The organism is Pseudomonas resinovorans NBRC 106553 (assembly GCF_000412695.1).
GTDB lineage: Bacteria > Pseudomonadota > Gammaproteobacteria > Pseudomonadales > Pseudomonadaceae > Metapseudomonas > Metapseudomonas resinovorans_A.
This window is the reverse complement of the sequence record NC_021499.1, coordinates 3,082,992-3,096,412: the sequence shown is the minus strand read 5'-3', so window position 1 is coordinate 3,096,412 and position 13,421 is coordinate 3,082,992. Positions and strand designations below refer to the sequence as shown.

General features: G+C 62.7%; 13 protein-coding genes. 2 read left to right on the top strand and 11 right to left on the bottom strand.

The features are described from left to right. The first annotated feature begins 98 nt into the window (after positions 1–98). Entirely contained in the window at positions 99–1,106 is a 1,008-nt protein-coding gene (gene glcE / locus PCA10_RS13915) for a glycolate oxidase subunit GlcE (RefSeq protein ID WP_041770269.1), read from the top strand. Here glcE and PCA10_RS13910 read toward each other — a convergent pair. From PCA10_RS13910 to PCA10_RS13865, 10 genes are all read right to left on the bottom strand, one after another. Further along, complete coding sequence (locus PCA10_RS13910) at positions 1,103–1,555, bottom strand: PaaI family thioesterase (RefSeq protein WP_016492734.1); 453 nt, start codon at positions 1,553–1,555, stop codon at positions 1,103–1,105. The two genes, glcE and PCA10_RS13910, sit on opposite strands and share 4 nt — an antisense overlap. An 11-nt stretch (positions 1,556–1,566) precedes the next feature. Continuing rightward, positions 1,567–2,889 carry an MFS transporter gene (locus tag PCA10_RS13905; RefSeq protein WP_016492733.1) on the bottom strand — a complete coding sequence of 441 codons (1,323 nt, stop codon included), beginning with the start codon at positions 2,887–2,889 and terminating at the stop codon, positions 1,567–1,569. Positions 2,890–3,065: 176 nt separating this feature from the next. Then, a complete protein-coding gene (locus PCA10_RS13900) occupies positions 3,066–4,715 on the bottom strand; it encodes an AMP-binding protein (RefSeq protein WP_016492732.1) in 1,650 nt (549 codons plus the stop codon). Between the two features lie 4 nt (positions 4,716–4,719). Beyond that, entirely contained in the window at positions 4,720–5,550 is an 831-nt protein-coding gene (locus PCA10_RS13895; RefSeq protein ID WP_016492731.1) for an SDR family NAD(P)-dependent oxidoreductase, read from the bottom strand. 12 nt (positions 5,551–5,562) lie between these two features. Beyond that, positions 5,563–6,393 carry an SDR family NAD(P)-dependent oxidoreductase gene (locus tag PCA10_RS13890; protein WP_231866630.1) on the bottom strand — a complete coding sequence of 277 codons (831 nt, stop codon included), beginning with the start codon at positions 6,391–6,393 and terminating at the stop codon, positions 5,563–5,565. A 13-nt stretch (positions 6,394–6,406) separates the two neighbouring features. Next, positions 6,407–7,150, bottom strand: a complete 744-nt coding sequence (locus PCA10_RS13885; protein WP_016492729.1) for an SDR family NAD(P)-dependent oxidoreductase — start codon at positions 7,148–7,150, stop codon at positions 6,407–6,409. Continuing rightward, positions 7,150–8,451, bottom strand: coding sequence for an acyl-CoA dehydrogenase family protein (locus PCA10_RS13880; protein ID WP_016492728.1), 1,302 nt, complete (start codon positions 8,449–8,451; stop codon positions 7,150–7,152). The genes PCA10_RS13885 and PCA10_RS13880 overlap by 1 nt, the downstream gene beginning before the upstream one ends. Positions 8,452–8,484: 33 nt before the next feature. Further along, positions 8,485–9,549: a phosphotransferase family protein gene (locus PCA10_RS13875; RefSeq protein WP_016492727.1), complete on the bottom strand. Its 1,065-nt coding sequence runs from the start codon at positions 9,547–9,549 to the stop codon at positions 8,485–8,487. Between the two features lie 102 nt (positions 9,550–9,651). Continuing rightward, on the bottom strand, positions 9,652–10,161 hold the full coding sequence (locus PCA10_RS13870; RefSeq protein ID WP_016492726.1) for a MarR family winged helix-turn-helix transcriptional regulator: 510 nt from the start codon (positions 10,159–10,161) through the stop codon (positions 9,652–9,654). 236 nt (positions 10,162–10,397) lie between these two features. Beyond that, positions 10,398–11,135, bottom strand: a complete 738-nt coding sequence (locus PCA10_RS13865) for an SDR family NAD(P)-dependent oxidoreductase (RefSeq protein WP_016492725.1) — start codon at positions 11,133–11,135, stop codon at positions 10,398–10,400. Positions 11,136–11,284: 149 nt separating this feature from the next. On the opposite strand from PCA10_RS13865, the gene PCA10_RS13860 reads away from it, so the two are divergent. Then, entirely contained in the window at positions 11,285–12,484 is a 1,200-nt protein-coding gene (locus tag PCA10_RS13860; RefSeq protein ID WP_016492724.1) for an amidohydrolase family protein, read from the top strand. A gap of 134 nt (positions 12,485–12,618) precedes the next feature. Here the strand turns inward: PCA10_RS13860 and glcC are convergent, their stop codons facing one another. Continuing rightward, complete coding sequence (gene glcC / locus PCA10_RS13855) at positions 12,619–13,392, bottom strand: transcriptional regulator GlcC (RefSeq protein ID WP_016492723.1); 774 nt, start codon at positions 13,390–13,392, stop codon at positions 12,619–12,621. Positions 13,393–13,421: the final 29 nt, after the last annotated feature.

The following is a 13,421-nucleotide window of genomic DNA, read 5'->3' as shown; positions in this document are numbered from 1 at the left end:
TGTACTCCGAAAACTGGCTCTCGTGCCCTTGTTGATGGTATCGAAACTAACCAATAAACTGACACATAGTCAATTATTAGCAGGTAACCAGGACAGTGATGAAGGCCCATGACGCCAGCACGCAGATGATCGAAGCCATTTGTTCAGCCCAGGCAAGGAGTGCCCGGTTGCGAATCAGGGGTGGTGACAGCAAAGGCTTTCTTGGCCTGAGCAGCTGTGGAGAAAGCCTGGACAGTCGCAATCACCGGGGCGTCCTCGAACTCGATCCAGCGCAACTCTGGATTCGCGCGCGGGCGGGCACCGCCTTGCGGGAACTCAACACCACTCTGGACGAATACCAGCTAATGCTCGCCTTCGAGCCACCGAGTTTCTCAGCGGGCGCCACGGTCGGTGGCATGGTCGCCACTGGCCTGGCGGGCCCCCGTCGCCCCTGGGTCGGGGGCGTGGCGGAACACCTACTGGGTGGCAGTCTGATCGACGCTAACGGTCAGATACGCCACTTTGGCGATGAAGCCATTCCAAGCCGGCTGGTGGCCGGCAGCTTGGGCCGCCTGGGCTTTATCTCCGAGATCTGTCTGCAAGTGCGCCCTAAGCCTCGCCAGACCCTCAGTCTTCGCCTGGAAATCAGCCAGTCGCTAGCACTACGCCAGCTCCAGGCCTGGATGCGCTATCCCTCCCCGCTCAGCGGCGGATGCCACACCGGCGATGCGCTTCACCTGCGCCTGGAAGGCACGCCGGAAGCCGTGAAACGAACCAGGAGCCTGATTGGTGGAGAGGAATCCAACTCCAGCCTGTGGGACGAACTGCGCGAACAGCGCCTGGGATTCTTCCGCGACCCACGTCCGCTCTGGTGCGTTCAGGTAGCAGCAGAAGCTCCGCAACGGGAGCTGCCGGGCATGGTGCTACTGGACTGGGGCGGAGCCCAGCGCTGGCTGAAAAGTGCTGAGCCGGCACTGGTGATCCAGCGCCACGCCCAGGCACTGGGGGGGCGGGCAATCTGCTTCACGCCGGATGGTTGCGCACCTGGTCTCGGTCAGTTGCCGGAAGCAGAGGACATGCGGCTGCTCCGCAAGCAGTTGGACCCGCAAGGCCTGTTCGCCGACTAGGCCGCCGGCGTCTTGCGATTCACGTACTTGAAGGTACCCGACGCAGTGGCGAGCAGTTCGCCCGCTTCGTTGCGCACCTCACCGTCGCAGAATACCAGTGACTTGCCACTAGAGCGCAGGAACCCCCGAGCGACCAGCAAACCACCAACGCCGCCGCCAGGCCGCATGAAGTTGGTCTTGAGCTCCACTGTGACACAGCTGCGACCACTGCCGTGCCCCAGGGTGCAACAGGCCAGCACGGCATCCATCAGGGTCATCATCAATCCGCCGTGGGCAGATGCTCCGCCATTCATGTGATGCTCTTTCAAGCGCAGGCGCAAGGTGGCCCCCTCCTCGTCGAACTCCGGAGTGCCAAAGATCTCGAGGTGGGTCAGCAAGGGGTCCATGCCCGCTTGTGGCGGGACACTTGCCACATAGGCGCTCACTTCCTGGACGTTTCTGCCGCTCATCTTCGCACTCCTTATACCTGGCTGCGGGACAGGCCCGGTAGGTCGTTACTCGACTGATCGGCAGTCTGCTGGGCTGGCTCTGGCAGGTCGAATTTCGGGTATCGACCCAGAGTGAGAATCAGCACCGAGCCCAGGGCGAAGGTGATGACACAGTGGGTCAGCAAGCCGGAATAAGAACCGGTCTGGGCGTAGAGATAAGCGAAGTACAGCGGTGCCAATGTAGCCCCCAGGCCGATGAAGCCCATGTGCAGGCTGAAGATGCGGCTGTAGTCACGCATACCGAAGTAACGCGCCATGAGAAATGCGGCGATGTCCATCTCCGCCCCCGCACCTACACCGACCAGGACCGAGGCCAGCATCAGGCTGGTCATGTGGGTATCCGCGCCGGCGAACATCAGGCAGCCAAAGGCGGGCAACGCTAGCACCACAAAGGCAACCCCCGGTGCCCAGAGGCGGTCCACCAGGTAACCCACCACCACTCGACCGAGAATCAGGGAGATGCCATAGACACTGAATGCCAGTCCCGCGTCGGTGGCGGACAGCCCCTTGTCGCGCAACATGGGAATGGTGCTGGTGACCATTCCAATCATCGATGTCACCGAAAGCACTAGTGCCACGTTACACAGCCAGAACCGTGGCGACAGCGCCGCCTGGCGCAGGGACATGCCTGGCAGTTGGGGAGCAGTGCCGGGCTCGGCGGCCGCACGGGTGATCGGGCTGTCGCTACGCATCCACAGCAGCGAAAGCGGCCATGTGATCAGCAGCGGCATGGCGCCCAGCACCCAGAATCCGGCGCGCCAGTCGGACTGGGCAATTACCCAGCTCAGCACCGGCGGCAGCACCAGAGCGGCCAGCCCGGTACCACTGAGGATGATGGCCAGGGCCAAACCGCGATTGCGGTCGAACCAGAGGTTCACCAGCTGCGTCCAGGTCACCATGGTGGTGCCCATGCCAACAAACGCCAGCAGGGAGTAACCGGCATAGAGCTGCCAGATCGGGCCGGTCATCAGGCTGATGGCGAAGTAGCCGAGGGCCAGGGCAACCAGCGAGGAGATTGCCACCGGACGCAGGCCATAGCGGCGGATCAGCCAGCCACTGATTTGCACTGCGACGATGGTAAAAGCAAAGAGAAAGGCGATGGCGGGCTGAATCTGCTCGCGAGACCAGCCGAAAGCCTCCTGCATGGGCAGTACCAGGGTACCGAAGGAATACAGCGGAGCGACCCCCACCGATGTGCCAATACCCAGCAGTGCCAGGATGAGAATGCGCCAACCCTGGCGAAACTCGGTGAGGTCAATCGCCAGGGAAGGACCGGAATGGTGCTGGGAACTCATGCGTGGATACCCCGCTCAGCCTTGTTGTTGTTTTAGCCGGATTCTATACCCGCGAAAGCAATAAATGACACTCTTTTATTTTTCGCCATCCATGTCGCCCCGAAAGGACACTCGATGGCTGGGTGCGGCGCCTCACCAGAAATAGTGTTGGGCAGGTATCGCCGCACTTCAGGAGGTCAACGTTTGGCAAAGGTCAGGTTCGCCTTGACCCTGTCCCAGGTCTGCGGGGTAACCCCGTCATCGCGTAGCTGGTATTTGAGAATGCGCCCTACCGGGCTGCGCGGCAGGCTGGTGCGAAATTCGATGAACCGAGGGACCGCGTAGTAGGGCACGCGATCGATGGCCCAGCGACAAAGATCCTCTTCGCGGAGCATGCTGCCCTCCCGCAGTACGGCGGTAACCTTCACCTCGTCCTCCGACAGTTCGGAAAACACCGCATGGACCGCCACTTCCTCGATCTCCGGGTGAGCACCAAAGCTGCGCTCCATCTCGAAGCCGGAGATGTTCTCGCCGCCGCGACGCATGTAGTCCTTCTTGCGGTCAAGGAAGAAGAAGTAGCCGTCCTCGTCCATCTTTCCGATGTCGCCCGTGTGGAACCACATGTTGCGCATCACCTTGAGCGTGTCAGCCGGACGGTTCCAGTAACCCTCGAACATCACGTGAGGTTTGAGTGGTCGAACGATCAGCTCTCCGGGAGAGCCATAGGGCAACTCGACATCGTTGTCGTCGACCACACGGATATCGAATGAATCGCAGCGACGCCCTGCACAACCTGGCTTTACCGGAGCGCCAAAGGGAAGCATGGTGACGATGGCGCATTCAGTCAGACCGAAGCCGGCGCCGCCAACGGTGTGACGTACGCCGAAGCGCTCGCGCCAGCGCTGCTGCACTTCTGCCGTGAAGGGTGCGCTGTAGACCTTGTCGAGCTGCCCATGGCAACGCTTCATCGCGTCGCTTTCCGGCGCCTCGGCCAGCAACGGAGCCATGGTGGCCAACAGATTGGCCTCGTTGGCGCCGCTGCGCTCGATGTCGGCCCAGAACCCGGAGACCGAGAAACGCGGGTAGATCACGGAGCGGGCGCCGATCATCAGGTTGCACAGGACTGTCGTAACCGTGGCGTTGAGGTGGAACAAGGGCAATGGTGTCCAGGTGATGGACTCCGGCGTACGCCCGTGGGCTTCGATGATCTGCCGTGCCTCGTTGCAGGCGTTGTTATGGCTGATCATGCAGCCCTTGGACGGGCCGGTGGTGCCGCCGGTATAGATGAGCATGGTCAGGTCGCTGGGTATTACCTCGACCTGCGGATCGCTGGCATCGTCACTGCGCAGCGCCTCGAGAGAGATAAGCGTCTTGCCGCTGAGGTCCGCCTCAGGCGCGGCGCCACGATAGGCGATGTGCCTGAGGTGCGGCAGTTCGTCCTTCACCAGGGCGATGCGCTCGGCGTACTCGGTTTCGGCGATCACCATCGCGGCGGTGGCGTCGGCAATCTGATGGCGCAGGAAATCGCCCTTGAGCGCGGTGTTCACCGGCACGCTGATAGCGCCCAGCTTGTTCAGCGCGAACCAGAGCAGTACGGCATCGGCGTTGTTATCGAGGATGGTCACTACCGTCTGGCCCTTGACCACGCCCAGGGCCGCCAGGCCGTTGGCCAGCCGGCAGCTTTCCCGCTGGATGGCGGCGAAGCTGTAAACATCGCCCTGCACGTCGAGGAAGGGACGCTCGCCATGCTCCCGCGCCGCGCGGCGCACCACGTCGTTAACGGTGTCCATTTGGCCGACGGACCAGCCCGGCAACGCCTTGTCGTTGAGTTGGGTGGAAAAGCTCATGATTTCAGACTCCGGATGGGTACTGGTCGACCAGGCGTTTCCAGCGCTGTCCTGCCAGCGCCAGAGAGCCCTCATGGGTCAACACGTGGAAGCGTTCTTCGCGAATGGCCTCGAGCAGCACTTCAGCCACGCTTTCGGCGCTCATCTCAGCCTTTTCCAGCGCCTTCTGGGTGCCTTGTTGGAAGGCCAGCGCAGCAGTCGAAGGCTCGGGCGCCCGCGACAGCGGATGATCGCGTCCCGGCCCCGTGAGGCCGGTGCGTACCAGCCCTGGGCAGAACACCGAGACTGCGATGGGAGCCCCTTCGCTCTTGAGTTCCAGGGCCAGGGATTCGGACAGCGCCACCAGCGCCGACTTGGCCGCCACATAGGGCGCGATGTAGGGAATAGCCATCAGCCCGCCCATGGAGGCCGTGTTGACGATATGGGCCGGACGCCCCTGCCGCAGCAAGCGCGGCACGAAGCTGTGCAGTCCATGGATGACTCCCATCAGGTTGACGTCCAGCACCCGCCGCCAATTGCCCAGGTCATGCTCCCAGCTGTTCCTTGGTCGGTCGCCGGTGATGCCGGCGTTGTTGCACAGGATGTCCAGCCCGCCGATGGTATCTACCTGGCGCGCCAGCTCCTCCACCGAGGCGGCATCGGTAACGTCAACTGGAATGGCCAGGACCTCGCCGCCCAGTTCTGTCAGGCTGGCCCGCGCTGCCTCCAACGCCGGACCAGGCAGATCTCCCAGGACAACGCGCATGCCCTCACGCTGGAAGGTGCGCGCCATGGCCAGGCCGAGGCCACTGGCTGCGCCAGTGATAACGGCGGTCTTGTTCGAAAATTCGCGCATCGCTCGCCTCCCTCAGCGGACCGGCACAGTGCCGCCATCCACACAGAGGGTCTGGCCGGTAATGAAACGCGAGCCCTCCCCGGCGAGGAAGACCATCACTGGCGCCAGGTCCCGCTCGGCGTCTCCAAGCTTGCCACCCAAAGGGATGATGCGGCTGAGCATCTGGTCGTGGGCGGCAAGTTCCTCGACACTCATCTTGGCCCGGTGGGCGTCGTACATGGGCGTCCAGATCATCGGCGCGAGGGCGTTCACCGTAATGCCGTAGCGCGCCCACTCCTGGGCCAGGGTGCGAGTCCAGGCCAACACGGCGCCCTTGGACGCGGCATAGTGGGCGGCGCCTGGCATGCCACCGAGGCCGGCAGCGGAGCCGAAGTTGATGATGCGCCCGCCCCGGTCCTTCAAATAGGGAAACGCCGCCTGATTGGTGTGCAGCGTGCCACGCACGTTGACATCGAAAATCAGGTCCCAGTCCGGTTGGCCAATGGACTCGGCCGGTGCTGTGCGCTCCACCGCCGCGACGTTGGCCAGCACATCGAGTCCGCCCAGCCAGCCCACAGCCTCGCGGAAGGCACCATCCACTTGCGCCTTTTCAGCAATATCGCAATGGAGGAACAAGGCCTTGCCTGGATGGCTGGCCTCCAGTTCATCGACCAGAGCCTTGCCCTGCTCATCCAGTACATCCAGGGAAACCACACGCGCGCCTTCCGCTACGTAGGCACGTACCACGCTGGCGCCTATACCGCGGGCACCACCGGTGACGATCGCATTCCTGCCTGCCAGCTGCATGGCATCGACCTCTTGTTCTTGTTGTATGGGGAGTTGATTGCGTCCGCGGGTGGGCATCCGCCCATCCTTCCTAAGGCAAGCCGCCATCCACCTTGATCAGCGAACCGGTGGTGTAGGTGGAATACGGGCTGGCCAGGTAGAGCGCAGTAGTAACGATCTCCTCCGGCTGACCCGGTCGACCGAGCGCGTTGGCACAGCTCTGCCGCATGTCCTCGGTCCAGGCCTTGGCGATATCCGTAAGGAATGGGCCGGCGGAGATGGTGTTTACCCGCACCTTGGGTCCGTACTCCTGGGCCAGACCGACGGTCATTGCGTTGAGCGCGGCCTTCGCACCGGCGTAAGGCACGATTTGCGGAGCAGGACGGATGCCACCGGTGCTGCTGATATTGATGATGGAACCACCCTCTCCCGCCGCCATCCGCTGGGCAACCAACGCGCTCAGCCGGAAAGGCCCCTTGAAGTTGAGGCCGAGAACCTTGTCGAACAGCTCCTCGGTCACTTCGTGGCTGGGCACCGCCGGCGACATACCGGCGTTGTTCACCAGCACGTCGATACGGCCGAATTCGGCGTAGACCACATCCACCAAGCGCTCCACTTCGGCCCACTTGCCCACGTGACAGGCTACGGCCAAAGCGCGCCGGCCAAGAGCCCGCACCTCCTCAGCCACGGCTTCGCAGGCGTCCAGCTTGCGGCTGGCGATGATCAGGTTGGCGCCGCGCTCAGCGAATGCCTTGACCATCTGATAGCCAAGCCCTCGGCTTCCCCCGGTGACGAGAATGACCTTGCCGCTGAGGTCGAACAGCTTGTCGCTCATCATTGCTCCCCCAGGATGTCGGCGTAACGGTCACGGGCGGCGGCGATCTTCGGCGGCAGGTGTTCGGAGGGGAACAGACCCTCGGCAGCCTTGTAGTTGCGCAGCAGTTCACGGGCGACGGTGACCTGGTGCACCTCGGTCGGGCCATCGGCCAGGCCCATGGTGGGCACGTTGTTCCACATGTAGGCCAAGGGAGTTTCGAAAGTCGCCCCGAGTGAGCCGTGCAGATGGATGGCGCGGCGGACGATCTCGTAATAGATCTTTGCCATTGCCACCTTGACCATGGCGATATGGGCGCGCGCCTTGCGCGGATCGCCGTGGCTGTTGTCGATGATCCAGGCGGTCTTGAGTACCAGCAGGCGGAACTGCTCCAGCTCGATCTGCGTGTCGGCGAGCATGGCCTGTACCGTGCCCTTCTCCGCCAGCAGGGTGCCCTGGGTGTACCGGCTGAGGGCCCGCTCGCACATCATGTCCAGCGCACGCTGGCACTGGCCTACGGTGCGCATGGCATGGTGAATGCGGCCTCCGCCAAGACGTGCCTGAGCCACCGCGAATCCGCCACCGATATCGCCGAGCATATGGTCCAGCGGCACCCGCACATTGTCGTAGCGCAGGTAGCCTTCGGTGGCTTCGTCCTGCTCAAGGCGCTCGCCCATGTGCGGCACGTTGCGGATGATTTCCAGACCCGGAGTCTCCCGCGGCACGATGAACATGGACATGCGGTTCTGGATCGGCGCGTCCGCTGCGGTCACTGCCAGTACCAGGATGAACTCGGCGTAACGGGCATTGGAGGAGTACCACTTCTCGCCATTGATCACCCAGTGTTCGCCATCGCGCACGGCGGTGGTGGTGAACACCCGCGGATCCGCACCACCCTGAGGCTCGGTCATCGAGAAGCAGGAAACGATGTCGCCATCCAGCAGTGGCTGCAGGTAGCGTGCTTTCTGCTCGGGGGTGCCGAACATGGCGAGAATCTCGGCGTTGCCGGTGTCCGGTGCGGCGGTACCGAAAACCGTGGGCGCCCAGAGGGATCTGCCCAGGCGCTCATTCATCAGCGCCAGCTTGAGTTGACCATAACCCTCCCCGCCCAGATGTGGGTCGAGGTGGCAGGCCCAGAGCTTCTGCTGGCGTACTTTCTCCTGCAGTGGCCTGAGGATTGCGCGGGATTTCTCGTGGCGGGTGTCATAAACAACGCTTACCGAGGGATAGAGCACATCCAGCGGCTCCACTTCCTCACGCAGAAATCGGTCGATCCAGTCCAGCTTGGCTTGAAATTCGGGGTCGGTGGAAAAGTCCCACATCTGTTGTGCTCCAGGCAGTTTCGGCGGACCGCGTCAGGCGGTGGCGATGAGTTGTCGGGCCTTGGCCATCAGCCAGGTGGCGTAGTCGTGCAGGTAGTCCCCCAATTCTTTCGGGGCCTTGCCGATCAGCGAGCGTGCATAGGTGCCTTCGAGCAGGCAGGCGAGCTTGTAGCAGGCCAGAACGAAGAACCACGGCATGCTTGCCATGTCACGACCGCTCAGCTCGCCGTAGAGGGCGATAAGCTCGGAGCGGCTCATGAAACCATCCCAGGGCTCCACCACCGGCTTGGCACCGGCGCCGCCCTCGGGGTCGCCCCGCTCGCGCCAGGAGGTCAGCACCCAGGCCAGATCCAGCAGTGGATCCCCGAGGGTGGAGAGTTCCCAGTCGATCAGCCCGGAAATTCGGGGCGCGTGCAGGGAAAACATGACGTTGGGCCACTGGAAATCGCCGTGAATGATGCCGATGCGGCCATCCGAGGGGACATTGTCGGAGAGCCAGCGACCCACCTCGTCGACATGCGACAAGGAGGTCTCGCTGTAGCCGGGAGTGTCACGGTAACCGTCCAGCTGCGAGCGCCAGCGTTCCACCTGGCGACCATGCCAATCATTGGGCCGACCGAAGCCCTCGAGGCCGAGGGACTGATAGTCCAATCCGCCCAGGGCTGCCGCGGCGCGGACGAACTCTTCTCCCATGCTCCGGCGCCAGCTGGCATCCGTGGCATAGCGTCCCTGCAGCTGACCCGCAGGAGAGAAGCCCTCCAGTGGCTCCATCGCATAGAAATTGACACCCATCACCGCGCCATCAGTGCTGGCGGCCAACAGACGTGGATGGGGTACGTTGCTGCCTGCGATCGCCGCCAGGACCCGAGCCTCACGGGCCATGGTCTCGTTGCTGTTGGTGCGCAGATGACGCGGCGGGCGACGCAGCACGAAACGGGTTTCGCCACGCTGCATGAGGAACAGATTGTTCTGCGAGCCGCCGGTCAGTTGGGTGACTTCTGTCACCGGACCACGACCAGGCAGACCGGCCGACTCGACCCAAGGGGCCAGGGCGGCCCAGTCGAGCAGTCCGTCGAAATCGGGAAGGGTCCAAGTCATCTGGTTCGCTCCCTGACTGCTCGCCCCGCCTGACTGGCGGGGCGGCGCGGATCACTCACTGTTGCGACCATCGACCACCTCCCGTTTACCTGGTTCTTGTTGTTATGCCGGCCCTCCTGCGGACTCTTGTTTGTCCAGCTCGAGGTTCCGGCGAATTTGCCTCAGCACACTCAACGTCTGCTCCAAATCCACGACTTCCAGCCCACGGGAGATGCGCTCGGTCCACTCCGCGCTTTCCCGGTTGGCCTCGGCGTAGGCCCGGCGCCCCTGTTCAGTGGGAACCAGCTGCTTGGAAGTCTTGTGATGAGGGTTGTCCACGTAGAGGACATGCCCGTCCTCCACCAGCACATCGGCCACCCGCTGCACTGCCTGACGGCTGTAGCCCAGGCTGCGCGCAATGCGCGCCACGGTGGGCGGCTCCTGCGCCAAGACCACCGAGGCCAGCACGATGATCTGAGCGGAACTGCCCAGCGCTGCCGGCTTCCTTGCACTCATCACCCGACCGTGCAAACGCAACACCTCATCGACCAGCTCAGCCAGGCGAGCACCCTGCTCGCTGTGGACCGAGTGATCGAACGTCACTGCACCACTTGAATCGGACGTCTTGCTCAAACTATGACACCTCATTTCCAGATTGACAACATGCTGTCAATTTATCTCTTGTTGAACTGCCTTTGATCCGACAGGCCGGATTAGAGGGGAAGGCTATGCGGTGCTTGGGTCCCGGGCAACAGGGTTGCAGCGCTTCAGCCGCTGCGAACTGTCGGCGGTGACATGGATGCAGGGGTTGCCACGAATGCAAAAGGCGGAGCAGAAAAAGAAAGGCCCGGCGAATGCCGGGCCCAAGTTCAAACGCCGTTGGCCATGTATCCGCCATCCGCCGCCAGCACATGACCAGTGACGAACGAGGCTGCCGGCGATACCAGAAACAGAATGCACGCTGCTATCTCTTCCGGCCGGGCCCAGCGCCCGAGAGGCGTACGCGCCAGCACCCGGGCATTACGCTCGGCGGCATGCTCCTGGATACCTCGGGTCATTGGGGTATCGGTCCAGCCCGGCGCCACGGCGTTGACCCGAATACCTTCCTTGCCCCAGGCCACCGCCAAGCTACGGGTCAACTGGACTACACCGCCCTTGCTGACGGAGTAGGCCGGCGCCGTGGGGCTGCCGAAGAAGCTCATAACCGAGGCCAGGTTGACGATGGCTCCACCATTACGCGCCAACAGCTCGCGGGCGGAATAGCAACAACGCATGGAACCGTTGAGGTTGATCTCCACCGTCTGCAGGAAGCCCTCTTCCTCGAACTCCGCAGCCCCCCGACCGATACCAGCGGAGTTGACCAGGATGTCCAAGCGCTCGAGCTCGGAGAAGTAGCGCGTCACCGCCTCACTATCGCGGACATCAAGCAGGTCGAACACTGCGCCGGCCAGCTCAGAGTCGGCCCGGCAGGCCTCAATTTCTGCTGCGGAGACCCCGGTGGCACGCACCGCGCAGCCCGCCCTCAATAGGGCAGCCACAGTCGCCAGGCCTATCCCGCTGCTCCCGCCAACTACTACTGCAATCTTCCCCGCCAATGCGTCGCTCATGCTTCGTTTCTCCGGGCCGGAGGCCCAATCAGTGATAACACGTCAGTTAATAACTCTTGATACGCGTCAATCCAAGCTGTCTTGACGCACACACATAACTAACATGCAGTCAGTTTCACTAATCAACCAGACCGATCACAGAGGTCATGATGCGTAACGTCAATTACCCGATCTACGATGTCGACCGGCACTTCTACGAGCCGCCGGAGGCCTTCCTGACCCACCTGCCCAAGGAATACCGCAAGGAATTCCAATACGTGCAGGTCAACGGCCGTACCAAATTGGCCGTCGGCGGCGTGATCAGCGACTACATCCCGAACCCGACTTTCGATGTGGTGGCTGCACCGGGCGCTCACGAAAAGTGGTACCGCGGTGAGAACCCCGAGGGCCTGTCGCTGCGTGAAATCGGCGGCGAGCCGATACCCTCGGACCCGGCCTTCTTCGATGGTGCCGCACACCTGAAGGTGATGGACGAGCAGAAGATTCATGCCGCATTGTTCATTCCCACCCTGGCCTCGGTGATTGAAGAACGCCTGGCTGACAAGCCGGATGTGATTGCCGCCCTGATGCACGCCTCCAACCGCTGGCTGGCCGAGGGCTGCGGTTTCGCCCGCGAGAATCGACTGTTCCCGGTGCCGATGATCAACCTCTTCGATGTCGATCGCGCTGTCGAAGAGCTGGAGTACGTCCTGAAACATGGTGCTCGTGTCGTAGGCATCCGCCCTGCCCCGGTCGCCGGCACCAAAGACCCGATGGAGGGCCGCGCTCCAGGCATGTCGGAGTTCGACCCGTTCTGGGCCAGGGTCAACGAGGCGAAGATCTTCGTCATGCTGCATGTCTCCGACTCCGGCTACGACAAGATCAACCGCTGGTGGACCGCCGGTGGCAAGGGCGAATTCCGTCCCTTCGAGAAGGATCCCTTTGCCGAAACCCTGGACTGGATGGGGCGCGCCATCTCCGACACCCTGACCTCGCTGGTCTGCCACGGCGTCTTCGACCGTTTCCCGGACGTGCGCGTGGCCTCGCTGGAGAACGGCAGCTCCTGGCTGGAGCCGCTGCTGGAACGTTTGGCGATGAACTACAAGAAGATGCCAAAGGCCTTCAAACAAGACCCGGTGGAAAGCTTCAAGAAGCACGTCTTCATCTCGCCGTTCTACGAGGACCCGGTGCTGCGTATCTGCGAGATCATGGGTGACAACCGCGTGCTCTTTGGCAGCGACTGGCCGCACCCGGAAGGCCTGAGCCACCCGTGGGACTTCTTCAAGGACATCGAGGATCTCAGCGATGCCCAGGCTCAGCGTGTCATGAGCACCAACTTGAAAGGTTTGCTGGAGGGCGTCCGCGACTGATCCGGTGCGGACTTCGCTAGCGACAGGGCATGGGCACAATCCATGCCCTTTTTTATGGCATTACGAGCGGAGAAAGACCTCCAGTGACACTCCCCCCCTGGGCGAACATGGAAGCCCGCCGCTGCGAATCGCGCTCAAGCCCAGCCTTCGAGGCGCAGGGTCGCCCGTACCAACCGCTGCTCTTCCTGCTCGATCTCCTTGAGACTGTCGCGAATGCCGTGGATGTGATCGCGGGCCGCGCGCTGAGCCTGGTCGGGCAAGCGCTCGGTCACTGCGTGGTAGAGACGGGAGTGCTGGCGATCCAGCTGTTTCAGGCTGAGCGGCCGGTGGTAGAGGTTGTTAACCGAGGCAAACACCGAGCTCAACATCAGGTCGGTCAGCGATTTCAGGGTGTGCACCAGGACCGGGTTATGGGAGGCCTCGCATACCGCCAGATGGAAAGCATGGTCGAGGTGCGCATGTTCCTGGGAGTCAAGGCCCTCTGGAGCAGCATGGGCCGCAAGCATTTCCTCGTAACGTCGCGTAATCAGCACGAAGTCCGCCTGGGTACCGCGCAGCGCGGCCAACCTGGCGGATTCGCCCTCCAGCAGCGCGCGCACTTCCAACAGGTCGTAGAGGGTGCGCGGCTGGGATCTGAACAGGTGCATCAGCGGACTGGAATCGCGCGGTCCGGTCAGCTCAGCCACATAGGAACCACTACCCTGGCGGGTTTCGATGATGCCGCGCCCACGCAACACCTTCAGCCCCTCGCGCAGGGCCGAACGGGAAATGCCCAGCTTGTCGCACAGGCGTCGCTCAGAAGGCAGCGACTGGCCGCTCTTGAGCACGCCATCGACGATCAATTGCTCGATGCGCTCGGCCACCACATCGGCGACGTGTCGACGTTCGTCAGTCTTTTCGCTGGACATTGGCCTCTCCTCAAATTGGTAGGACCAGT

Excerpts from the sequence above, each read along its gene's own strand:
- glcE (WP_041770269.1), top strand. The coding sequence starts at position 99 with ATGAAGGCCCATGACGCCAGCACGCAGATGATCGAAGCCATTTGTTCA.
- PCA10_RS13865 (WP_016492725.1), bottom strand. The coding sequence starts at position 11,135 with ATGAGCGACGCATTGGCGGGGAAGATTGCAGTAGTAGTTGGCGGGAGC.
- glcC (WP_016492723.1), bottom strand. The coding sequence starts at position 13,392 with ATGTCCAGCGAAAAGACTGACGAACGTCGACACGTCGCCGATGTGGTG.
- PCA10_RS13875 (WP_016492727.1), bottom strand. The coding sequence starts at position 9,549 with ATGACTTGGACCCTTCCCGATTTCGACGGACTGCTCGACTGGGCCGCC.
- PCA10_RS13880 (WP_016492728.1), bottom strand. The coding sequence starts at position 8,451 with ATGTGGGACTTTTCCACCGACCCCGAATTTCAAGCCAAGCTGGACTGG.
- PCA10_RS13900 (WP_016492732.1), bottom strand. The coding sequence starts at position 4,715 with ATGAGCTTTTCCACCCAACTCAACGACAAGGCGTTGCCGGGCTGGTCC.
- PCA10_RS13890 (WP_231866630.1), bottom strand. The coding sequence starts at position 6,393 with ATGCCCACCCGCGGACGCAATCAACTCCCCATACAACAAGAACAAGAG.
- PCA10_RS13895 (WP_016492731.1), bottom strand. The coding sequence starts at position 5,550 with ATGCGCGAATTTTCGAACAAGACCGCCGTTATCACTGGCGCAGCCAGT.
- PCA10_RS13885 (WP_016492729.1), bottom strand. The coding sequence starts at position 7,150 with ATGAGCGACAAGCTGTTCGACCTCAGCGGCAAGGTCATTCTCGTCACC.
- PCA10_RS13860 (WP_016492724.1), top strand. The coding sequence starts at position 11,285 with ATGCGTAACGTCAATTACCCGATCTACGATGTCGACCGGCACTTCTAC.
- PCA10_RS13910 (WP_016492734.1), bottom strand. The coding sequence starts at position 1,555 with ATGAGCGGCAGAAACGTCCAGGAAGTGAGCGCCTATGTGGCAAGTGTC.
- PCA10_RS13905 (WP_016492733.1), bottom strand. The coding sequence starts at position 2,889 with ATGAGTTCCCAGCACCATTCCGGTCCTTCCCTGGCGATTGACCTCACC.